The sequence below is a fragment of the Marichromatium bheemlicum genome, from assembly GCF_012276755.1.
Classification (GTDB): domain Bacteria; phylum Pseudomonadota; class Gammaproteobacteria; order Chromatiales; family Chromatiaceae; genus Marichromatium; species Marichromatium bheemlicum.
Genome location: NZ_JAAXKX010000003.1, coordinates 106,268 through 128,702, shown reverse-complemented (window position 1 = coordinate 128,702; position 22,435 = coordinate 106,268). Strand labels below are relative to the sequence as shown.

Genomic DNA, 22,435 nt, shown 5'->3' with positions numbered 1-22,435 from the left:
AGCGCTGACGGGATGACCACCTCCAGTGGTCCCCCAGACTCGCCCACCCGCAAGCAACACCGCTCGCCGGGGATCGCCAAGCCAGATGAATGCATCCACAGGCGACAGGACGCTGTTAGCACTCTGCTCCTTTGTGTCTTTGCGGTTCAATCATTCCCCTGGCGAGACCCTCAGCTTTACGGCAAGATGGGGCGCTTTTCGCGCCCGATCGGGCGACCGAGGACCCCGCATGAACCAGACCGCCGCCGCCTTCTGGGAGACCACCCCGCTCGAGCTGATGGACGCCGAGCAATGGGACGCACTCTGCGACGGCTGCGGCAAGTGCTGTCTGGAGAAGTTCGAGGACGAGGACACGGGGCGTATCGTCTACTCCCGCATCGCCTGCGCCCTACTCGATCTCGACACCTGCCGCTGCCGCGACTACCCCAACCGCGCCCGGCGCATGCCCGACTGCATCACCCTCACCCCCGAGCACCTGACCGACCCGCGCTGGCTACCCGAGACCTGCGCCTACCGGCTGCTCGCCGAGGGCCGCCCCCTGCCGCGCTGGCACCCGCTGGTGAGCGGTGACCCGGAGTCGGTGGCCGAGGCCGGGGAGAGCGTGCGCGGGCGCGTGCTCAGCCCGGAGACCGGCGAGAACCCGCTGATGCACCTGATCGACTGGGTGCGCTGAGCCGCCGCGCTCAGACCGCGCGGGTGAGCAGCGCCCGCGCCCCGGGCACGACGCCCTCGGGCAGGCGCACCCGCACCGTCCAACCCGCCCCCGGCGCGACCTCGAGCGGCGCGCCCTCGCGATCGCTGAGCGCCTCGAGACGGAAGGCATGGTTGCCGCCCGGGCTCATCAGCTCCAGTTGATCGCCACGCGCGAAGCGGTTGCGCACCGCCACCTCGGCCCAGCCGTCACCGACCCCCAGCACCTCGCCGACGAACAGCTGGCGCTGGTTGCGCGAGGCACCGCAGTCGTAGTTCTGCAGCGCCGGATCGGCGCCGTGACGGCGATAGAAGCCCTCGGTGTAGCCCCGATTGGCCAGGCCCTCGAGGGCCTCGAGCAGGTCGACACGGAAGGCGCGCCCGGCGAGCGCGTCGTCGATCGCCTGACGATAGACCTGGGCGGTGCGCGCGACATAGTAGTCGGACTTGGTGCGCCCCTCGATCTTCAGACAGTCGATGCCGATCTCGATCAGCCGCGCGACGTGCTCGACGGCGCGCAGGTCGCGCGAGTTCATGATGTAGGTGCCCTGCTCGTCCTCGAACACCGGCATGTACTCACCCGGGCGCTCGCCTTCCTCCAACACATAGTCGGGCTCGCCCTCGGCCACCTCGCCCAAACGGTAGCGCCAGCGACAGGCGTTGGTACACACCCCCTGGTTGGCGTCGCGGTGGTTGAAGTACCCCGAGAGCAGACAGCGCCCGGAATAGGCGATACAGAGCGCGCCGTGGACGAAGACCTCCAACTCGGTGTCGGGACAGGCCTCGCGGATCGCCGCGATCTCGTCGAGCGAGAGTTCGCGCGAGAGGATCACCCGCTCGACCCCCTGCGCCGCCCAGAAGCGCACCGCTGCGGCGTTGACGGTGTTGGCCTGCACCGAGAGGTGGATCGGCAACTCGGGCCAGCGCTCGCGCACCAGCATGATCAGCCCGGGGTCGGCCATGATCAGCGCATCGGGGCCGAGCGCGACCAGCGCGCCGATGTCGTCGACGAAGGTGCGCAGCTTGGCCCCGTGCGGCATCAGGTTGACGGCGAGGTAGAAGCGCTTGCCGAGATCATGGGCCGCGGCGATGCCGGTGGCGAGCGAGGCGACATCGAAGCCGCCCTTGCGCACCCGCAGGCTGTACCGGGGCAACCCGGCATAGACGGCATCGGCGCCGTAGGCGAAGGCATAGTCGAGATGGCTGGGGCTGCCGGCCGGGGAGAGCAGCTCGGGACGGTGCGACATCGACATCAGCGCAGCTCCACCTCGAGATCGAGCCGCTCCTCGGCGCCACGCAGGATGGTGACCGCGACCCGCTCACCGGGGGCACGATCGAGCAGCGCCAGGCGGATGTCGGCATAGTCGGCAATCGGACGCCCGGCAAGGGCGAGGATGCGATCGCCCACCGCTACCCCGGCGTCGCGCGCGCCGCTGTCGGCGGCAAAGCCGACCACACGGGTGCCGGCCCCTTCCTCGCCCTCGCCGAGCTGCACCCCCAGCAGCCCTGCCGGGGGCAACGTGGCCGCGGCGGGATAGAGATAGAAGTCAGCCGCCGGCGGCTCGACCGGCCGCCCCTCGCCGTTGAGCAGCACCGCCCCCGGCAACCCGAGCCGGCGCTCGACCCGGTCGGGGATACCGATGCCGTACTCCAGGTGCCCGGCCCCGGCGAGCACCACCAGGGTGCGCTCGGGGTTGGCGGCGAGATAGGCGGCGGCGCGCGCGGCCATGCCCTCGTCCCACAGCAGCTGGACCTCGATGAAGTGATCGAGGTCGCGCTCGTCGCCGAAGGGGTGCTGGGCGAAGATCTCGCGCAACCGCTCGCGATAGGCCTCGTCGGGCGGGGCAAGCCCGGCGGGCAGGGCGGCGCGCTGGTGGGGGTCGAGCCCGTCGATGCCGACCTCGCCGACGCGACGGGTGAGGACCTGGTCGAGATTGAGCGCGATCAGCGGGATCTCGTGCTCGCGCGCGAAGCGCAGGATCGGACGATAGAGCCGGTAGTCGAAGCGCCAGCGCTCGAAGTACTCGGTGCGGCGCAGCATCTGCGCCTCGTCGATGGCGCCGGCGACATAGGCGTCGAGATGGATCTGGAAGGGCTGCTGGAAGCACTCCAGAGCGATCGCCAGCGGCTTGCCACGGGCGTGCAGACCGCGGATCACTGCCAGCTGGTCGAGATGGTCGGCGTAGCGGTCGTGGTGCTCGCCGACATAGACCACGCGTCGCTCGGCGATGCGCCCGAGCAGGGCCTCGACCCCGGTCAGCGCATCGAGTTCGAGCACCCGGGTGGCCGCCCCCGCCGCAGGCTCGGCATCCCGCGCGAGCACACCCGCCCCCGGCGCCGCCAGCACGACGGCGACGGCAATCATCGCCAAGCTTTTGTAGGACACGTCTCACCCCGCTGGTTTCGGGCCACCGCGGCCCGCATGGTTGACCTGGCCGGCTGAACTGCGCTTCCCTCGTGCTCCGAGGAGAAGCGCCGAGCACCGACCCCTCCGTCAGGGACCGACTGGCGCCCCGCCCCCTATTCTGCCGAGGATGCGGAGACCAATGCGACACTTGATCCTCTCGACCCTGCTGCTGCTCGGCCTGACCCCGGTCCAGGCCACGCCCCAGCCACCGCTCGTCGAGCACCAGCTCGCGGTGCACATCGACCCCGCCACCGGCACCCTGGAGGCGAGCGATCGGCTGCGCCTGCCCGCCGGACTCGACGACACCCTGGTGCTGCTCGACGCCGGGCTCACGCCCACCGTCGGCGACGAGACGGCGACCCTCACCCCGGTCGGGCGACGCGGCCACCTCGCCGTCTATCGGTTGCGGCACGCCGGCACCGGGCCGCTCACCCTCGACTACCGGGGTCAGATCCGTCACGGCCTGCGCCGCCAGATCGAGGGGGTTGGACGCGACCGGCAGTGGTCGCTCGGCACCATCGGCAGCGATGGCATCTTCCTCTCCGGGGCCAGCGGCTGGTACCCGCTGCTGCCCGGGCAGCGACTGCGCTTCGCGCTCGATGTCACCCTGCCCGCGGGCTGGATCGCCGTCTCCCAGGGCGACGGCCCCGGCACGGCGCCCGAGTCGGGACGCTCACAGTGGCGCGAGACGCAGCCGCAGGAGTCGATCTATCTGGTCGCCGCGCCCTTCACCCTCTATCGCGACAGCAGCGAAGGCATCGCCACCCAGGTCTATCTGCGCGCGCCCGACCCTGCACTCGCGCGGCGCTATCTCGATGCCACCGCCAGCTATCTGCGCGACTACGGCGCGCGCATCGGCCCCTACCCCTACGCCAAGTTCGCACTGGTCGAGAACTTCTGGGAGAGCGGCTACGGCATGCCCTCCTTCACCCTGCTCGGCTCGCGGGTGATCCGTCTGCCTTTCATCCTCCACACCGCCTACCCGCACGAGATCCTCCACAACTGGTGGGGCAACGGGGTCTATGTCGACGCCGACTCGGGCAACTGGAGCGAGGGCCTGACCAACTATCTCGCCGACTACTGGCAGCGCGAGCGCGCCGGCACCGGGGTCGAGGCGCGGCGCGAGATGCTCAAGGCCTACGCCGATCACGTCCACCACGGCGAGGACTTCCCGCTCAGCGCCTTCCGCGCCCGTCACGACGGCGGCTCCCAGGCGATCGGCTACGGCAAGGGGGCGATGATCTTCCACATGCTGCGCCGCCGCCTCGGCGACGAGACCTTCGACGCCGGGCTGCGTCGCTTCTATGCCGACAACCGCTTCCGCGCCGCCGGCTACGCCGAGTTGCGCCGCGCCTTCGAGCAGGCCTCGGGCACCGACCTCGGCGACTTCTTCGCCGCCTGGGTCGAGCGACCCGGCGCGCCGACCCTGGCGCTCGACGGGGTCAGACTCGAACAACACGACGGCCAGATAGAGGTCCACGGCGAGATCCGCCAGACCCAGCCCGGCGCACCCTTCCCGCTGCACCTGCCGCTGCGACTCGCACTACCCGACGACACCAGCCGCACGGTCTGGATCGACACCGACGAGCGCGCCCAGGCGTTCGGCATCGCGCTCGAACAACGCCCGCTCGCCCTCGCCGTCGACCCCGGGTTCGACGTCTTCCGCACCCTGCTGCCCGGCGAGACCCCGGTGGCGCTCGGCAACCTGTTCGGCGCCGAGCAGGGGCTGATCCTGCTGCCGGCACGGGCGCCGACAGCATTGCTCGACGGCTATCGGGCACTGGCCGAGCGCTGGCGCGCCGGGCATCCGGGCTGGCGAGTGGCGCTCGACAGCGCGTTCGAGACCCTGCCCGAGCGCGGCGCGATCTGGCTGCTCGGCTGGGAAAATCGCCATCGCGCGACCTTCGAGCGTGCCGTCCCTGACCCCACCGCAGCCCCCCCGACGCGGCGTCTCGACGGGCTCGACAGCATCGTGCTCACCGCCGCGCGCGGCGAGCAACCGCTCGCCTGGCTCGGTACCGAGCTGGCCGAGGCGCTACCGGCACTGGCGCGCAAGCTGCCGCACTACGGCAAGTACGGCTATCTCGGTTTCACCGGCGCGCGTGCCAAGAATCGGCTCAAAGGGCAGTGGCCGAGCGGACCGAGCGCCCTGCACCATCACTTTGACCCGCCCCCCACTGACGATCCAGGGCGTGCGCCAGCGCACCTGCATTAGGGACAGAATTGGCTAGAATTCGAGACACTCAACGACTGCCGGACACCGGCTCAAGGATCGATCATGCCTATCCAGCCCCACACCCTGAAGCGCCTCGTCTTCCTCGCCACGCTCGCCGTCGCGCTCACCGCCTGCGGCCCGTCCTACCGCACCGAGTACAGCTATGTGCCGCCGGCCGACAGCGCCGGCAAGCAGTGCCTGAACCAGTGCCTGAGCATGCGCGCGATGTGTCGCAGCCAGGCCGAGAACCGTGCCGCCAACGCCCGCGCCGACTGTGAGCGCAACGCCATGATCAACTACGCCGCCTGTATGGCCACGGCCAAGAGCGACTTCGAGCGCAACCAATGCTCGTCGAGCAGTTACTGCGACCAGGGTGCCGACACCGGCCAGTGCGACGAGGAGTACCGCCTCTGTTACGAGAACTGCGGCGGCACCGTCAGCAGCTATCAGGTCTGCGAATACGGTTGTTGACGTGCTCCGGGCTGGCGCCGCGAGACGCCAGCCCTCAACAGCGATCGACCACGCGATCGCGCCCGCCCTCCTTGGCGCGGTAGAGACAGCGATCGGCCACCGAGGCGAGCCGATCGTAGTCGGTCTCGCCCGGCGCGGCCTCAGCCAACCCGATACTCAGGGTCAGAGGCCAGCGCGTCCCTGCCACCTCCAGCGGCGTCTGCGCCAGCGCCGCCTGCAGCTTGTGGGCAAGCGCTGCGGCGCCGGCCAGGTCGGTGTCGGGGAGCAGCAGTGCGAACTCATCACCACCGAGACGCGCCAGCAGATCCTGCGCCCGGATCATCCCCTCGATCACCGTCACCACGTGACAGATGGCCGCGTCCCCAGCGGCATGGCCCAACTCGTCGTTGAGCTGCTTGAGCCGGTCGAGATCGAAGAGCAGCAGCGAGATCGGCGAGCACGACCGGACCGCAACCGCCATATGACACTCGAAGCCGGCGAGGAAGCCACGCCGGTTGGCCACCCCGGTGAGCGGATCGGTACTGGCCGCGTGCGCCAGACGACGCGCGCTATGGGCACGACTGTGCTCGTAGAGTAGGGAAAGCACGGTCGAGGCCAGCAGTGAGGCGCCGACATTGACCATCGCCAACCAATTCAGTCCGAATGCCGGAATCAGGGTGATGCACAACCACAGCGTGAGGTTGAGGATCAGGCAAAAGCCCAGCGAGACCAACAGTCCCCGCCACACCCCGAGCACGAAGAAGGCCAGCGGCGGCAACAGCGCGGCCCAGATGACGACCCCGTCTCCAGGCGCGCCGGTCACCGTCAGGATCGCGAGCAACACCGCCGCGAGGGCCACGCCGAGCAACGGCAGGATCTGCGGCGCATAGCCACGATGCAGCCCCCAGACCAGCCACGACAGCGCCACACAGGAGATGCCCTCGGCCAGGGCGTGGAAGACGTAGCCGGTGACCCAGCCATCGAACCAGGCGAAGAAGCCAGTCAGCACCACACCGAGCAGGGCCGCGCGCAGGGTCAGACGCACCCGCCTGGTCTCGGCGTCGCGGTTGACAAGCTCGGCATGATAACGCTGGCTGTATTTCATCGACTGGGAAGACGCAGAGACGACACCGCACGGCGCGAGACGCCATGACGGGCGCACGCACTCCGGAACGCCGCACGGCGGCGACCGGGCCAAGATACCCACGCCGACGGACGCGATCAATGACCGCTGGCGCCGCCTCGGCGACGCCCGCAGCACACAGCGCCTTGCCGAGAGCCGACCCGAGGCGCCATCATGACGTCGGACCGATGGGCCCGGCCCCATGCCACCGCGAGGGATCGAGAATGACCCAAGACGTCGACGCAAAGCGTCGTCACCGCGCGCCGCGCGCCCCTTCACCCCGGATCGACAGCGCCCCGCCACCTCGGCACGACGCCGCTCTCAGCCCCCGTTGCAGCCGTCGCCGTCTACTCGGCCTGCTCGCAACCGCCCTCACCCTACCGGCCTGGCGCCAGGCAGCGGGCGCGCCCGCGCAGCGCCTGTTGGCAATCGGCTCCGGCGCATTGCGCCTGCTGACCTACCTGGGCGCGGTCGAGCGACTGGTCGGCATCGAGGACGTCGAGCGCCGCGCCCTCACCACCAGCAGCTATCGTTACGCCCTACCCGCATCGATCCAGCGACTCCCCTCGATCGGTCCCGGCGGCCCCGGGCGAATGCCCGATCTCGAGCAGGTGCTGAGACTCCAACCGGACCTGATCGCCGCAGCCACCCTCGACGACCAGCAACGCCTGACGCTGCGCCAACGCACCGGGGTCGCACTGATGCCACTGAGCTATGGCGACACCGGCATCCTCCGCATCGACGACCTGCTGACCTCGCTGCGCCTCCTCGGTGCGGCGCTGGGGCGCGAGCGCCGCGCGGCCGAACTGACCACGACCCTCACCGATGAGCTGGCCATGCTGCGCCAGCGTGTCGCACACCGACCGCCGGTCGCGGCCTATCTCGGCGGGGTCAGCATGCAGGGCAGCCATGGCCTCACCAGCACCCAGTCCGCCCACCGCCCGCTACGCTGGGCCGGCGCGCACAACCTCGCCGACCGAGCCGGACCCGACGGCCACCTCTTCATCGACCGTGAACAGCTGCTGTTCTGGGACCCGCCGGTGCTCTTCATCGACGGCGCCGGACTAGCCGGCATCCTCACCGAGTATGCCAAGGACCCGGGACTCTATCGTCAGCTGCGCGCGGTGCGTGATGGTCAGGTCTGGCTGACCCTGCCGTTCAACGCCTACAACACCAATGTCGAGAACGCCCTGGTCAACGCCTGGATGATGGCCAAGGTGCTCCACCCCGAGGCGCTGGCGGACATCGACATCGGGGCGCGGGCCAGCGCCATCATGCGCGCCTTCCTCGGCACCGACATCATGCCGGCGCTGGCCGAGCACGGCTACGGGCTCGGCCGACTCGACCTGGAGCAGGGACGATGGACGCCACTGTCCTGACATCGGCGCCGCGCGCGAGCTTCCACCACCAGGCACGCCGTCGCCTGCTCGCCGGGTTGATACTGCTCCTGGTGCTGGTGGTGCTGATGGTCTACGCCCTCGGTCAGGGGAGCTACCCGCTCCCACCCATGATGGTGCTCGAGGCCCTGGCCGGTGGGCCGGCAGCGACCGACCCGGCCGCACACGTGATCTGGTCGATCCGACTGCCGCGGCTACTCGCCGCACTGCTCGCCGGCATGAGCCTGGCGCTGGCCGGGGCGGTGATGCAGAGCGTGCTGCGCAACCCGCTGGCCTCGCCGATGACACTCGGGGTCTCCCAGGGCGCGGCCTTCGGCGCGACCTGCGCCATCGTGCTGCTCGGCGCCGGCGAACTCAACCGGCTGGGACCCGAGACGGTGGTGGTCGAGCAGCCCTATCTGGTGGTCGGCGCGGCACTCGTCGGCGGTCTCTGCACCGCCGCGGCCATCCTGCTGATCGCGCTGCTGCGCCAGCTGCGCCCCGAGGCGCTGGTGCTCGCCGGGATCGCACTCGGCGCCTTCTCCAGCGCCGGCACCATGCTGGTGCAGTACTTCGCCAGCGATACCCAGGCGGCGGCGACCCTGTTCTGGACCTTCGGCGACCTCGGCAAGGCCGGCTGGCGCGAGGTCGGCTGGCTCGCCCTGGTGCTGGCGCCGCTGCTCGTCCTGCTCACCCGCACCGGCTGGCAGCTCAACGCCATGGCCTGGGGCGAGGACAGCGCGCGCGCGCTCGGCGTGGCGGTGGCACGGCTACGGCTGACGGTCCTGGCCGCCGGCGCGGTCCTGGCGGCGGTGAGCACCGCCTTCCTCGGGGTGATCGGCTTCGTCGGGCTGATCGCACCGCACCTGGTGCGGTTGATCATCGGTGTCGACCACCGCTATCTGCTCCCCTACGCCGCCCTGGCCGGGGCCATCGTACTGCTCGGCGCCGACACCCTGGGGCGACTGATCATCGCCCCGGTGGTACTGCCGGTCGGTGCAGTCACCGCCATGCTCGGCGCCCCCTTGCTGCTGGTGCTGCTGCTGCGCCGCGGGGGACGCTGACCGTGCTCAGGATCGAGGCGCTCAGCATCGGCCACGGCGGCCGCACCCTGTTGCGGGGACTCGAGCTGGAACTGCCCGCCGGCGCACTGCTAGCGGTTCTCGGGCCCAACGGGGCCGGCAAGTCGACCCTGATCCGCACCCTCGCCCAGCTCCACCCGCCGCAGGGCGGGCGCGTACAACTCGATGGCACCCCGCTCGACCGACTCGAGCGCAGTGCCCGCGCCCGTCAGGTCGCCTATCTGCCCCAGCAGTCGCGCCCGGCCGCCGTCACCGTCTACGAGGCGGTGCTACTCGGGCGCGTGCCGCACCTGCGCTGGCAGGCCGGCGAGGGCGATCTCGCGTTGGTCGACGACATCCTCGATCACCTCGGGCTCGCCGCGCTCGCCGCCAGGCGCTGCACCGAACTCAGCGGCGGCGAGCTGCAGAAGGTGCTGATCGGACGCGCCCTGGCGCAGGACCCACGCCTGCTGCTGCTCGACGAGCCGGTCAACCATCTCGATCTCGCCAACCGGCTGGAGGTCCTGGCGCTGGTCCAACGCACCGCACGCGAGCGTGATTTGGTCACCCTGGTGGTCCTGCACGACCTCAATCTGGCGCTGCGCTTCGCCGACCGCTTCCTGCTGCTCGACGGCGACGGCGGCCATCGCACCGGCGACATGACGGCGCTCACCCCCGAGCAGATCGAGCAGGCCTACCGGGTCGCGGTGGTCCGCGGCGAGCTGGCCGGACACCCACTGTTCGTGCCGATCTAGGAATGGCCAGAGACAAGGGGATTGAACCGCAAAGACACAAAGGGCGCAGAAGAAGCAAGGCACGTTCCGCGACCAACCCCGGCAAACGCCGGCGTTCAACCGCTGCGACGCAGACTGGGGTTAGAGCGCAGATGAAGGCGCCGATCATCAACACCGACACCCGCCCGGCCACGCCCCCATCAATCGACTCGTAACCGTCGATGCCCCCACAGAACACACCGCACCTTGCCCGATCGACATGCTGACGACCGATGCCTGGCAATGGTCATGTCCCGCTCGCCCTGCTCGACCACCGATCGCTTGCCCCCTTCATGGCGTCCTTCGTGTCTTTGCGGTTCATCTGCTGATGGCTGCCCGCCAGTCCGTCAGGACACCGATTGGTAGTAGAGGTTCTGCGCGTGGCGGGCCTCGGCGAAGAAGTACCAGCGCTCGGCCATCAGGCCGACGAACTGGACGCCGAAGGCGGTCAGCGCCATGGTGCTCGAGACCTCGGCATGGGCCAGGGCGATCAGCACCACCGGCAGCGGGAACACCGCCACCAGGAAGAAGCCCCGCACCCAGCGCAGGGTCCGCGCGCTGCGCCCGTGGAAGAACTCACGGGTGTTGAAACTGCCGCCGGTGGCACCCTGGGCCTTCTGCTGCAAGGCGCGGTGACGCACCCCGATGGCGCTCTGCACCGTGCTGCGGTGTTCGAGCCGGGCGTTGCGCAACAGGTGGGCGCCGCGCGAGAGCGCGGCGGCGAGGGTGAGGATCACCGCCCAGGTGCCAAAGAAGCCGCCCAGCGGGTTGCCGAGCCAGGCCGAATAGGCCGCCGCCAGCATGAAGCCCGAGGCGGTGCCGAGCAGCAGGAAGTTGCTCACCGTCAGCGGCGAGTGCCACTCCTCGAGGAAACGCACCACGGCATAGATCATCGCGGTGCAGACGAACAGCGCCAGGGTCGCCAGGGTGCCGAGCACGCCGAGGATCAGCGACAGGTCGACGGCCAGGGCGCCGACCCGGAACCAGGGTGCGGTCCAGCCCAGCAGGTGGGTCAGCGCATAGGCCGCGACCAGCCCCATGGTCAGCGGCAGCACGATCACCTCGCGCGAGAGCCAGGAGGTGCGCCAGCAGCTCGCCGCGCGCCAGGCGCGTTCGGGCCGACCGAGATGGAAGAAGGAGGCGGCCAACCCGCCGAGCAGCAGCGACAGCGCGAGCAGGCTGCCGCTGGCGTAGAAGCCCGAGGTCTGCAGCGGCAGGAAGTGGGCGATGGCATAGAGCTGTCCGGTGAACATCGCCAGGAACAGCCCCTGGCCGGCGCCGAGCAGGGTGGTCAGCAGGATCACGGAGAAGGCGGGATGCATGGGCGACTTCCTGATTGCGGTGGACGGGAACGGCCCTTACCAGGCCACGTCGTCGACGGACTCCTCGCCGGTGTAGTCGGTGAGATCCTCACGACGCAGCGGGTTGTCGACCCGCTCGAGGTCCTCGGGGGCGATGTGCATCCGGGTCTTGTGGCGTGGCAGGTAGTGGTTGGCGGGCTTGGTGCCCCACTCGGCCATCAGCGCATAGCCGCCACGCTCACGGATCGCCACCGAGACCTCGGAGTCGGGGTCGTGGACGTCGCCGAACAGCCGCGCGCTGGTCGGGCAGGCGAGCACGCAGGCCGGCTGGCGATCGCGCTCGGGGAGGCTGTCGTCGGTGATACGGTCGATGCACAGGGTGCACTTTTTCATCACCCGCTCCTGGGCGTCGAGTTCGCGCGCGCCATAGGGGCAGGCCCAGGAGCAGTACTTGCACCCGATGCACTTGTCGTAGTCGACCAGCACCACGCCGTTGTCGGCACGCTTGTAGGAAGCACCGGTGGGGCAGACCGGCACGCAGGGCGGGTCCTCGCAGTGCAGACAGCTCTTGGGGAAGTGGACGGTCTCGGTGTCGGGGAAGGTACCGACCTCGAAGGTCTGGACACGGTTGAAGAAGGTACCGGTGGGCGAGCCGTCGTAGGGGTGCTCGTCGACCAGCGGACCGGCCGCGCCCGAGGTGTTCCACTCCTTGCAGGAGGTGACACAGGCATGACAGCCGACGCAGACGTTGAGATCGATGACGAGGGCGAGTTGGGTCATGTCAGAGGGCCTCCTGCCACCAGCGGCCAGTGATCGGCGAGACGGCGCGACGCAGACGCCGGCACTCGCGATGCGGTCGCCGGGGGCTCATTTCTTGGAGAAGATGCCGGCCACATAGGCCTGCCAGCGACCGCGCCGGGGTTCCTGACCGGGCAGTCGCGGCATCGGCGCGAACTGCGGCGCGGTGATCGCAGGCTCCTTGGGACCGGCCTTGTAGACCCGCACCCGCAGATCGAACCAGGCCGCCTGGCCGGTCACCGGATCGGCGTTGGAGAGGTGCGCCCCGGCGGCGTGCTCGGGCAGCTCCTCGGCGATCAGGTGGTTGAGCAGAAAGCCCTTACGCGACTCGTCGGCGTCGGCCGCCAGACCCCAGGCCCCGGCGGCCTTGCCGATGGCGTTCCAGGTCCACACCGTGCCGGGCTCGACGGCCTCGGAGAAGCGACACATGCAGCGCACTCGACCGTGCGCTGACTCCACCCAGATCCAGTCGCCGTCGGCAAAGCCCTCGGCGGCGCCGACCCGTGGGTTGACGAACAGATAGTTGTGGCTGTGGATCTGGCGCAGCCAGGCGTTCTGGCTGTCCCAGCTGTGATACATCGCCATCGGTCGCTGGGTCAGGGCGTTGAGCGGATAGCGCGCGGCGTCGATCAGCCCGTCCTCGAGCGGCGCGTAGTAGAAGGGCAAGGGATCGAAGTAGGTGGCGATGCGCTCGCGCAGCCGCGGCGGCGGGCGCCGTCCCTCGCCCTTGCCCTGGGCGGCGCGACGGAAGCGCTGCAGCACCTCGGAGTAGAGGTGGATGATGATCGGGTCGGCATAGCGGATCATGCCGTGGGCGCGTGCCCAGTGCAGATAGCCCTTGTTCCAGTTGCGCATGTACTGGTAGCTCGGTGGCAACTGGTGGTGGAAGACGCAGCCGTGCTCGACATAGCGCTCCCACTGCTCGGGGTTGGGCGCGCCCTTGAGCACCTGATCGCCCTCGGCGCCGCGCCAGCCGGCGAGGAAGCCGATCCCGGAACCGGGCGAGGTCTCGTAGTTGACGATGAAATCGGGATAGTCGCGGTACTTGCGCCGTCCCTTGCCGTCGACGAAGGCCGGCAGCCCGAGCCGGCTGCCGAGTTCGATGAGCACGTCCTGGAAGGGCCGGCACTCGCCCTTGGGCGGCAGCACCGGCACCCGTACCGCGTCGACCGGACCGTCGAACTCGGAGATCGGCCGATCGAGCATCGACAGCACGTCGTGGCGCTCGAGATAGCTGGTGTCGGGCAGCACCAGGTCGGCGAAGGCGACGGTCTCGGAGGAGAAGGTGTCGCAGACCACCAGGAAGGGGATGCGGTAGTCGCCCTGCTCGTCCTTGTCGACGAGCATCCGTCGCACCTCGCTGGTGTTCATCGTCGAGTTCCAGGCCATGTTGGCCATGAACAGCACCAGGGTGTCGATCGGATAGGGGTCGCCGCGCCAGGCATTGGTGATGACATTGTGCATCAGCCCGTGCACCGCCAACGGGTACTCCCAGGAGAAGGCCTTGTCGAGCCGGACCGCCTCGCCCGCGTCATCGACGAAGAGATCGTCCGGGTCGGCCGGCCAGCCCAGCGGCAGGCCGTCGAGCGGGGTATCCGGGCGCACCGCGGCGGGGTCGTTCGGCGGCTTGGGACAGGGCGGGATCGGGCGCGGGAAGGGCGCCTTGTGACGGAAGCCGCCGGGGCGGTCGATGGTGCCGAGCAGGCTCATCAGCACGCCGAGCGCGCGGATGCCCTGGAAGCCGTTGGAGTGCGCCGCCATGCCGCGCATGGCATGGAAGGCCACCGGGTTGCCGGTGACCGAGGCGTGTTCGCGGTCCCAGCAGTCGGTCCAGGGAATCGGCAGCTCGATCTGATGATCGCGCGCGGTCACACCCATCTCGTGGGCGAGCCGGCGGATGGTCGCGGCGGGGATGCCGGTGACCTCGGCGGCCCACTCCGGGGTGTAGTCGGCGAGTCGGTCCTTGAGCAGCTGGAAGGCGGGCTTGACCGCGGTGCCGTCCTCCAGGGTATAGGCGCCAAGCAGACGCGGCTCGACACCGGGGGTGCGGGCGCGCACCGCGGCATCGCTCGCACGATCCCACCACAACCGGTCCTGGGGGTCGAAGCAATCGGGCGCGGCCTCGGTCTCGACGCGATAGAACAGCCCGGCCTCGTCGTGCGCCTCGTCGCTCACCACCAGCTCGGCGGCGTTGGTGTATTGAATGAGGAAGTCGCGATCGAACAGCCCGCGTGCGACGATTTCGTGATTGATCGCGAGCAGCAGCGCGCCATCGGTCCCGGGGCGGATCGGCACCCATTCATCGGCGATCGCCGAATAGCCGGTGCGGATCGGATTGATCGAGATGAAGCGACCGCCCCGCCGCTTGAATTCGGAGATCGCGATCTTGAGCGGATTGGAGTGATGGTCCTCAGCGGTGCCGATCATCACGAACAGCTTGGCGCGATCGAGGTCCGGACCGCCGAACTCCCAGAACGATCCACCGATACTGTAGATCAATCCGGCGGCCATGTTGACCGAGCAGAAGCCACCGTGGGCGGCATAGTTGGGGGTGCCAAACTGCTTGGCGAACATCCCGGTGAGCGCCTGCATCTGATCGCGCCCGGTGAACAGTGCGAAGCGCTTGGGGTCCTCGGCGCGCAACCGGCGCAGGCGGGTCTCGAGCAGCTCCAACGCCTCGTCCCAAGAGATCTCCTCGAAGGCGCTCTCACCGCGCTCGGCCCCGGGCCTGCGCCGCAGAGGACGGGTCAGACGCGCCGGGGAGTACTGCTTCATGATCCCCGAGCTGCCCTTGGCGCAGATCACCCCCTTGTTGAGCGGATGACGCGGGTTGCCATCGATATAACGGACCTCACCGTCACGCAGGTGCACGCGAATACCGCAGCGGCAGGCGCACATGTAACAGGTGGTCTCCTTGACCTCGACCCGACCGACCGCGCCATCCGAATGACGGAGTTCCTCTTGCATCGGCACACCCTGGCGATGATGAGTTTTACCGCATTCTAATATTGCAGATGTCTATCGATCAAACCCGAAGCGCGCAGCAGAAACGCGTTTAAATTATCAAGGCATTTATTTTATTTATATTTAAAACGAGGGGTCGCACGCCAGCGAATGCACGAGCAATCGATCAAGGGGAGACGAAAACGGACGCCCGAAGGCGTCCGTAAGAGGGGCGACGCATCCTGCATCGCCAGCAGGCATTCTTTGGAGGGATCAATCAGGCGGCGGCGCCGTAGCGCGGCAGCCAGGAACTCAGCCGCTCACGCTCACGCTCGAGGTCGATCGAGAAGAAGTGGTTGAGCACCTCCAGCGCCTCGTCGAGATTCTCGCACGGCCACTCGTTGGTGACGGTGTGGCAGTTCCAGTCTTCGACGTGATAGCAGCAGTGACCACCTTTGGCGGCACCCTCGGCATCGAAGCGCAGCTTGTAGCCGGTCTGGGTGCGTGGATTCCACTTGTAACGGATGCTGTTTTCAGTTTCGTCAAACATTGTCGGGCCTGGTCCGGTTGAGCATTTGAGGGGGCGGGCTAACGGGGAGACGCGGTACCTGTGGCCTGGCAGGGACAGGAATGATGCAAATAAGCAACAATCCAGCCGAGCTGCATCATTAACGCCATCTCACGCCTTCAAGTCTAGTACAAAAAAGCAACAACTAACAAGCACATTCCTGACGAAAAGTCTATAAACCCAAAAACTGCAGTCACTTTCACAAAACCATGGGGAAGGCGCCGACAGCGCTTCAACTAAGCCCAAGGGTAGATTTTTCGCAACACATCGACCCTACGTGTAACCTGAACGCAACAAACAGCGATCGCCCCATCATCCCCCGGGACTCGACGAGGCCACCTCTGCCCCTGAGCAGACATTTCGAATCAACCACTTGCGCAGCGTGACACCTCGCGATGACGCGTCCTGGCGGCACCGGAAGGCGCAAGAGCAGTGCACTGGAGGCGGGCAGGAGGTCCTCATCCCAGCGGCGGCGGGGGCGAGGTAAAACGAATTCGCCACACACGATACGTGTCGTCACGTCGTGTGCGGCGATGATGCGACCGGGGCGTCGGCCTCAGTTCGGGCGCGAGGCCCCAGAACGTCGCCAGCTGTGGGCGAGGGGATCGCGTGGGTCGACATCCGGCATGAAGGGCTGCTTGCGATCGCGGTTGGTCACCTGATAGATCAGCCCCATCCAGTTGCCGAGCACGCCTTCGGCGGTGTCGTGCCAGGTGTTGTCGAGCGCGGCGACGATCAACGCCTCGGGGAAGGGAGGCGGCGCATCCCCTCGCAGCCGCGCCGCGACCACCCGGCCCTGGTACTCGTCGAGGATGGCCCGCGCCTGCAGCCCGAAGTAGGACTCGGGGAAAGGCGGATAGTGCGTACGTTCACCACTGGCATAACGGCGTACCTCACGTTTGTACTCCTTGAGCAATGAGATGGTGTCGTACTCCGGGTGCCCCTGGAAGAAGACCTGGCGCAGACCGTCGGCGCTCACCGCCAGATGGACCCCGGCAGCACTCTCGGCAAGCACGTGCAGACCGGCCGCCTCGAACTGCTCGCGCGAGACCTCGTTGAAGCGCGAGTGCGGGACATCGAAGCTGGTATTGACGTTACTCACCAGCGGATGAGAGCGCTCGACCACGCGGTGGCGGTAGACCCCCCAGCGCTTTTCAGGCAGACGCCGGCGACGCTGACCATAGGCGAACTGCAGCACCGCATGGGTCGCCAGGCAGGAGAACAGGGTCGAGCAGACGTGCTCCTCGGCCCATTTCACCACCTCGATCAGCGGTCCCCAGAACGGCTCGTCGGCCAGCTCCGGCCCGGTGACATTGGCACCGGTGATGATCAGCGCGTCCAGCCCCTCGGCGCGGATGGTCCCGAACGATTCGTAATAGCGTTCGATATAGGCACGCGCCTCATCGCTGCGCTTGAGCCCGTCGAGGGTGAAGGGGTGGATATAGAACTGCGCGATCTGATTGCTCTGACCGATCAAGCGGAAGAACTGGCGCTCGGTGGCCGCCAGGGCCGGGTCCGGCATCATGTTCAGCAACCCGATGTGCAGCTCGCGGATGTCTTGCTGCAGCGCACGGTTGGGGTCGAGGATGGTCTGCCCTTCCTCGCGCAATCGGCTGAAGGTAGGCAGATCGTTGTGAGCGACGATGGGCATGGACGTATGGGGACTCCTCTCGATCAGGCGGCCACCGCCTGGGCGGCGATCGCCGATTCGACCAACTGCAGAAAATCGCGCTCATCACGAACCTGGGCGACATCCTCCGACGAGACCGTATAACCATACGGGCGGGCGATGGCCTCGTAGCGTGGCACCCGGGAATGGAACAGGCGCGGGAAAACCCAGCGCGCGAAATCGTCGGGCTCGATCTCGGCGACATAGTCGAGACCCTGCTCGGCGAGGTAGTCGGTGACCGCCTCGCGCAGGAAATCGGGCCGGTAGTAGAGCGGCTTGGGGTCGGCCTGGGCACGTTCGATCAACTTGATCTCATCGGCCTCCGGCACCCGGATATAGAGGATCAGGCTGTGCTTGGCCAGGAGATCGATCACCCGCGGCTCATCGAGTTCGCACAGGCTGCCGCCGACATCATTGACCAGATGGGCATAGTTGTAGATGTCCTGCGCCTTACGCACGAACTCGGGCAGGTCGAGCATGGCGGCGATCTCGGCCTGGCGGTAGAGCGCCTGGCGTCGGCTGAACTCCTCGAAGCCGAGCCCGCCGCGCTCGGGGTTACCGAGCTTGCCGACGAAGCTCATCACCGGCCCCAGGTCGGTGACCTTGATGTTGTTGCGCATCGAGATCCAGTCGCGCCGCAACAGATCGCGGAGAAAGGGATCACGCATCGCGTGGGCCTTGACCAGATCGAGGATCGGCTCGTCGAGATAGCGGGTGCCGATACGGTAATCGCCGGAATAGTGGAACCAATCCTGCCGACGCAGCATCGCCGACAGATAGGTCTTGCCGACACCGGACATGCCGAGCAGGGTGACGCACTTGTGGGGCCAAGCGCGGAATTCTTCGACCGTGAACTTCAAGGACAGTGCTCCTAGACGCTGCGATGGACGACCACTGCCGCCGGGGCGGGGTGCGGCCCCGCCCCGGCGGCAGTGACCGGGACCTGCACCCGATGGTAGTCAGTCCACCCAGTGCTGACCAGCGTCGGACTCAACCGCGCCGCGCCTCGAGTGCCTCCCAACGCGCATAGGCCTGCTCCAGCGTGGTCTCCACCGCCTCGAGTTCGGCACGCGCCGCGGCCACTGCCTCGCCCGACTCACGATAGAACGCGGGGTCGGCCATGCGCGCGTGCAGCTCGGCCTGGGCCTGCTCGAGCGATTCGATCCGTGCCGGCAATTCGGCCAGCTCGCGGGTCTCCTTGTAGCCGAGCTTGCCACCCTCGCGCTTGGGGCGCGCAACCGCCGCGGCAGCGGCCTTGGACGGGCGTGCGCGGTCGCGCTCGGCGGCCGTCGCCTCGGCCTCGCGCCGCGCCTGCTGACGCTGCCAATCGCTATAGCCGCCAACGTACTCACCGATTCGCCCCGCGCCCTCGAACACCAGGGTGCTGGTGACCACGTTGTCGAGCAGCGCGCGGTCGTGGCTGACCAGCAGCAGGGTGCCCTGGAAGTTCACCAGCAGCTCATCGAGCAGCTCCAGGGTCTCGGCGTCGAGGTCGTTGGTCGGCTCGTCGAGCACCAGCAGATTGGCCGGACGGGTGAACAGCTTGGCCAGCAGCAGGCGGTTGCGCTCGCCGCCCGAGAGCGCCTTGACCGGCTGGCGCGCCCGCTCCGGGGTGAACAGGAAGTCTTTGAGATAGGAGAGCACGTGCAGGCTGCGCCCCTCGACCTCGATCTGGTCGCTGCCCTCGGCGACGTTGTCCTGAACGCTGCGTTCGGGGTCGAGCTGGGCGCGCAGCTGATCGAAGTAGGCGACCTCGAGATTGGTCCCGAGCCGCACCCGCCCCTGCTGCGGTTCGAGCGCGCCGAGCAGCAGCTTGAGCAGGGTGCTCTTGCCGGCGCCGTTGGGACCGATCACCCCGACCTTGTCGCCACGCAGGATCAGGGTGGAGAAGTCGCGGATCACCGTCTTCTCACCCCAGGTGTGGGTGAGCCCCTCGGCCTCGACCACCAGCTTGCCCGAGCGCTCGCCGGCATCGACGCGGATCCGCGCCTGCCCTTGCTGCTCGCGCCGCGCCCGACGCGCCTCGCGCATCGCCTCGAGCGCGCGCACCCGGCCCTCGTTGCGGGTGCGCCGGGCCTTGATGCCCTGACGGATCCAGCGTTCCTCCTCGGCGAGCCGGCGATCGAACTGGGCGGCGGCCTGGGCCTCGGCGTGGAGCCGCTCCTCGCGCCGGCGCAGATAGTTGTTGTAGTCGCCCGGCCAATCGGTAAGCTTGCCGCGGTCGAGTTCGAGGATGCGGGTGGCCAGCCGCTGCAGGAAGCGGCGATCGTGGGTGATGAACAGCAGCGCCCCCTGGAAGTCGACGAGGAAGGACTCGAGCCAGTCGATCGAATCGATGTCGAGATGGTTGGTCGGCTCGTCGAGCAGCAGCAGATCGGGCTCGGTGACCAGGGCACGGGCCAGCAGCACGCGCCGCTGCTGGCCACCGGAGAGCGCCTCGAAGCGCGCCTGCGGATCGAGCCCGAGGCGCGAGATCACCCGTTCGGTGCGCTGCTCGATCTCCCAACCGCCCTCGTCGTCGAGACGTTGCTGCAACCGTGCCAGGCGCGCCAGCTCGTCCTCACCGGCGGTGGCATCGAGCGCCCGCGAGCAACGGAAGTACTCGCGCACCAGCTCGCCGAGTTCGCCGAGCCCGCCGGCAACGACCTCGAACACGCTCGCCCGATGACCGACCGGCAGCTCTTGGTCGAGCTTGGCGATGCGCATCCCCTGCCCCACGCGGCGTTGGCCACCATCGGGTTGGATCTCACCGGCGACGATCCGCATCAGCGTCGACTTGCCGGCGCCATTGCGACCGATGAGACAGACACGCTCGCCCCGCTCGATGGTGAAGGAGACGCCATCGAGCAGCGGCGGCAGACCATAGGAAAGGGAGACGTCATCGAGACTGAGTAGACTCATCGGGTATCCTGATGCGGTTGCGGGGAGGTCGCCGAGGCGACAGGGATAACCCCCCGAGGTTAGAGAGGGCGCGCGATGCGCGCAACAGCACGACCCAGGCGCGCCGGACACGCCCGGCTGCGCCGGCAAGACGAAAACGGGGTACACTCTCACCCCTGATTCGCACGCGCGCCCCGCGCCCCCACCCTGGAGTTGATACCGATCCGATGGTGAAGAGCGTCACACTTCGGGATGCCTGGTCCGGAGAGGCAAACTGCCTGAACTGCTCGTTGCGAGCCTCGGCGCTGTTTGCCGGGCTCAAAGAGCCGGACTTCGAACGCATCCACGACCCGATCGACCAATTCACGCTGAAACCAGGCACCGCCCTCTATCAGGCCGGCGACGCCGCCGGGTTCATGTTCACGGTCCGTTGCGGGGCGCTCAAGCTGGTGCAGTATCTCCCCGACGGCAGCCAGCGCATCGTACGCATCGTGCGCACCACCGACGTGCTCGGACTCGAGGCGCTGCTCGAGGAGAGCTATCACCACGACGCCATCGCGCTCCAGCCGACCGAGGTCTGCCGTTTCCCGGCACGCGCGGTACGCGAACTCGGGGTCGAGAACCCGGCGCTGCACCGCGAGCTGATGGCGCGCTGGCAGCACGCCCTGAGCGAGGCCGACGCCTGGCTCACCGAACTCTCGACCGGGTCGGCCCGGCAGCGCGTCTCGCGCCTGCTGCTGCGGCTGGTGCGCGACCGCCAGACCAGCGAGTGCCAACTGTTCAGCCGCGAGGACATGGGCGCCATGCTCGGCGTCACCACCGAGACGGCCAGCCGCACCATCGCCGAGTTCAAGCGTCAGAGCCTGCTAGTCGAGACCGCGCCCAACACCTTCCTGCTCGACATCCCCAACCTGCGCCGCATCGCCGAGGACTGAGCCCGGTCCCCGCCCGGCGCGGTTGACCGATTTCAATGCCCCTCCGGGGGCCGCCCCCTACCCTGCCCGGTCTGGAAGCCGAGCGCCATACCCACCAGCTTCCGCTCTCGCGGCCCGAAGGTCTCCGCCATCCCGGGACCGGCCGCCCGCCGGCGGACGCGCACGGAGGCAGGGCCAGACACGCGCGCGATCACCGACGGAGTTCTTGAGCGCATGAAACAGAGCCTGTACCAGGAACGGTATCCGGTCTATCGTCTTGAGATCGGTCGCGAAGAGACCAGCTACGACTCGGTCGAGGCCATCTGCGACTATTTTCGCGCCTGCATCGAACGCTACGACTCGGCGCGCTTCATCGCCGAATTCGACCACCACGCCCATACCAGCGCCCTACCCGAGGGGCATATCGGCGAGGGTATCCTCGCGGCCAAGAACCTGATCTTCTGCTTCGGCATCTCGTTGCCGGACGTGCAGGTGCTGGCGGTGCGCCCGCGTTCGATCGGCATTGCCGAGACCCCCACCGGGTTCGTCGTCACCTTCATGGAGGCCCCGATGCCAGTGGCCAACGCCGCCATGGAGGACTGGGCCTGCGGGCTCTGCGACAAGGCGCCCCAACCCGCGATCAGCAACCGGAGTCAGCCCATGCGTATCGCCGTCACCAGTCAGAACTTCCGCACCATTACCGGACACGCCGGCAAGACCCGCCGCTTCCTGATCCTCGAGGCCAGCGCCGAGGGCGCCACCGAGGTCGATCGGCTCGATCTGCCGGCGGGGATGTCACTGCACGACTATCACGGCGACGATCACCCGCTGTTCGCGCTGCGCCTCGATGCCCTGCTCACCCAGGGTGCCGGCCAGGGCTTCGTGCAGCGCATGGCCCGTCAGGGGGTGACGGTACACACCACCAGCGCCACCGACCCGGTCGAGGCGGCCACCCAGCTCGCCGCCGGCAAGCTGCTGCCGCCCGCGCAACCGCACGAGCACTGACCCCGACCGCCGCGATCGCCAACCCGGCGAGCGCGGCGGCGCCGTTAATCCCACGAAAAAAACGTGGTCAAACGGCCCTCACCCACCCCGGACACCACCCCAGCCCCAGACACCGTCATCCTAACCCTTTTTAAATCAGCCCCTTGATCATCGCCTCGGGGCACCGTCTCTGCATGCCGCATACCACGCCACCGCCACCACCGGCGTCCCCCTGCCCGGCGATCTTGCCGCAGGTCATTCCGCTCGCATTCTCCCAGCACTA

Annotated in this window: 17 protein-coding genes and 1 pseudogene; 8 read left to right on the top strand and 10 right to left on the bottom strand. The window is 68.3% G+C overall.

What is annotated here, in order from left to right:
* Positions 1-229: 229 nt before the first annotated feature.
* Entirely contained in the window at positions 230-673 is a 444-nt protein-coding gene (locus HF203_RS03810; RefSeq protein ID WP_168666730.1) for a YcgN family cysteine cluster protein, read from the top strand.
* A gap of 10 nt (positions 674-683) precedes the next feature.
* Here the strand turns inward: HF203_RS03810 and HF203_RS03805 are convergent, their stop codons facing one another.
* Positions 684-1,943: a peptidase U32 family protein gene (locus HF203_RS03805; RefSeq protein ID WP_168666728.1), complete on the bottom strand. Its 1,260-nt coding sequence runs from the start codon at positions 1,941-1,943 to the stop codon at positions 684-686.
* A complete protein-coding gene (locus tag HF203_RS03800) occupies positions 1,943-3,076 on the bottom strand; it encodes a ChaN family lipoprotein (protein ID WP_343043876.1) in 1,134 nt (377 codons plus the stop codon). Before HF203_RS03800 ends, HF203_RS03805 begins: the two co-directional genes overlap by 1 nt.
* A 160-nt stretch (positions 3,077-3,236) precedes the next feature.
* Here HF203_RS03800 and HF203_RS03795 point away from each other — a divergent pair, with 160 nt between their 5' ends.
* Positions 3,237-5,312, top strand: a complete 2,076-nt coding sequence (locus tag HF203_RS03795) for a M1 family metallopeptidase (protein ID WP_168666725.1) — start codon at positions 3,237-3,239, stop codon at positions 5,310-5,312.
* A gap of 63 nt (positions 5,313-5,375) precedes the next feature.
* The gene (locus HF203_RS03790) at positions 5,376-5,783 is read left to right on the top strand and encodes a hypothetical protein (protein WP_168666723.1); all 408 of its coding nucleotides are present in this window, start codon (positions 5,376-5,378) and stop codon (positions 5,781-5,783) included.
* Positions 5,784-5,817: 34 nt separating this feature from the next.
* On the opposite strand, the gene HF203_RS03785 is transcribed toward HF203_RS03790, so the two are convergent.
* Positions 5,818-6,867, bottom strand: a complete 1,050-nt coding sequence (locus tag HF203_RS03785) for a GGDEF domain-containing protein (protein WP_168666720.1) — start codon at positions 6,865-6,867, stop codon at positions 5,818-5,820.
* Positions 6,868-7,109: 242 nt separating this feature from the next.
* Here HF203_RS03785 and HF203_RS03780 point away from each other — a divergent pair, with 242 nt between their 5' ends.
* From HF203_RS03780 to HF203_RS03770, 3 genes are read left to right on the top strand one after another with little or no spacing between them, the layout of a single operon-like run.
* Positions 7,110-8,264: an ABC transporter substrate-binding protein gene (locus HF203_RS03780; RefSeq protein ID WP_168666718.1), complete on the top strand. Its 1,155-nt coding sequence runs from the start codon at positions 7,110-7,112 to the stop codon at positions 8,262-8,264.
* The gene (locus HF203_RS03775; RefSeq protein WP_168666716.1) at positions 8,246-9,325 is read left to right on the top strand and encodes a FecCD family ABC transporter permease; all 1,080 of its coding nucleotides are present in this window, start codon (positions 8,246-8,248) and stop codon (positions 9,323-9,325) included. Before HF203_RS03780 ends, HF203_RS03775 begins: the two co-directional genes overlap by 19 nt.
* A gap of 2 nt (positions 9,326-9,327) precedes the next feature.
* On the top strand, positions 9,328-10,077 hold the full coding sequence (locus HF203_RS03770; RefSeq protein WP_168666714.1) for an ATP-binding cassette domain-containing protein: 750 nt from the start codon (positions 9,328-9,330) through the stop codon (positions 10,075-10,077).
* A gap of 365 nt (positions 10,078-10,442) precedes the next feature.
* Here the strand turns inward: HF203_RS03770 and soeC are convergent, their stop codons facing one another.
* From soeC to HF203_RS03735, 7 genes are all read right to left on the bottom strand, one after another.
* Positions 10,443-11,417 (bottom strand): sulfite dehydrogenase subunit SoeC, encoded by a 975-nt coding sequence (soeC, locus tag HF203_RS03765; RefSeq protein WP_168666712.1) that lies wholly within the window; start codon positions 11,415-11,417, stop codon positions 10,443-10,445.
* A 36-nt stretch (positions 11,418-11,453) separates the two neighbouring features.
* The gene (gene soeB, locus HF203_RS03760; RefSeq protein ID WP_123139420.1) at positions 11,454-12,176 is read right to left on the bottom strand and encodes a sulfite dehydrogenase subunit SoeB; all 723 of its coding nucleotides are present in this window, start codon (positions 12,174-12,176) and stop codon (positions 11,454-11,456) included.
* Positions 12,177-12,263: 87 nt separating this feature from the next.
* On the bottom strand, positions 12,264-15,161 hold the full coding sequence (gene soeA / locus HF203_RS03755) for a sulfite dehydrogenase subunit SoeA (RefSeq protein ID WP_168666710.1): 2,898 nt from the start codon (positions 15,159-15,161) through the stop codon (positions 12,264-12,266).
* Between the two features lie 253 nt (positions 15,162-15,414).
* Positions 15,415-15,687, bottom strand: a complete 273-nt coding sequence (locus HF203_RS03750) for a hypothetical protein (protein WP_168666708.1) — start codon at positions 15,685-15,687, stop codon at positions 15,415-15,417.
* Between the two features lie 574 nt (positions 15,688-16,261).
* Positions 16,262-17,356, bottom strand: a complete 1,095-nt coding sequence (metA, locus tag HF203_RS03745) for a homoserine O-succinyltransferase MetA (protein ID WP_168666707.1) — start codon at positions 17,354-17,356, stop codon at positions 16,262-16,264.
* Between the two features lie 23 nt (positions 17,357-17,379).
* Positions 17,380-18,234, bottom strand: coding sequence for an ATPase (locus HF203_RS03740; protein ID WP_168666705.1), 855 nt, complete (start codon positions 18,232-18,234; stop codon positions 17,380-17,382).
* Between the two features lie 130 nt (positions 18,235-18,364).
* Complete coding sequence (locus HF203_RS03735; RefSeq protein ID WP_168666703.1) at positions 18,365-20,275, bottom strand: ATP-binding cassette domain-containing protein; 1,911 nt, start codon at positions 20,273-20,275, stop codon at positions 18,365-18,367.
* 206 nt (positions 20,276-20,481) lie between these two features.
* Between HF203_RS03735 and HF203_RS03730 the strand changes: the two genes are divergently transcribed.
* Both HF203_RS03730 and HF203_RS03725 read left to right on the top strand, forming a co-directional pair.
* Positions 20,482-21,189 carry a Crp/Fnr family transcriptional regulator gene (locus HF203_RS03730; protein WP_168666701.1) on the top strand — a complete coding sequence of 236 codons (708 nt, stop codon included), beginning with the start codon at positions 20,482-20,484 and terminating at the stop codon, positions 21,187-21,189.
* A gap of 213 nt (positions 21,190-21,402) precedes the next feature.
* A pseudogene (locus tag HF203_RS03725) lies at positions 21,403-21,786 on the top strand (DUF6858 family protein); the annotation flags it as partial.
* Between the last annotated feature and the right edge of the window lie 649 nt (positions 21,787-22,435).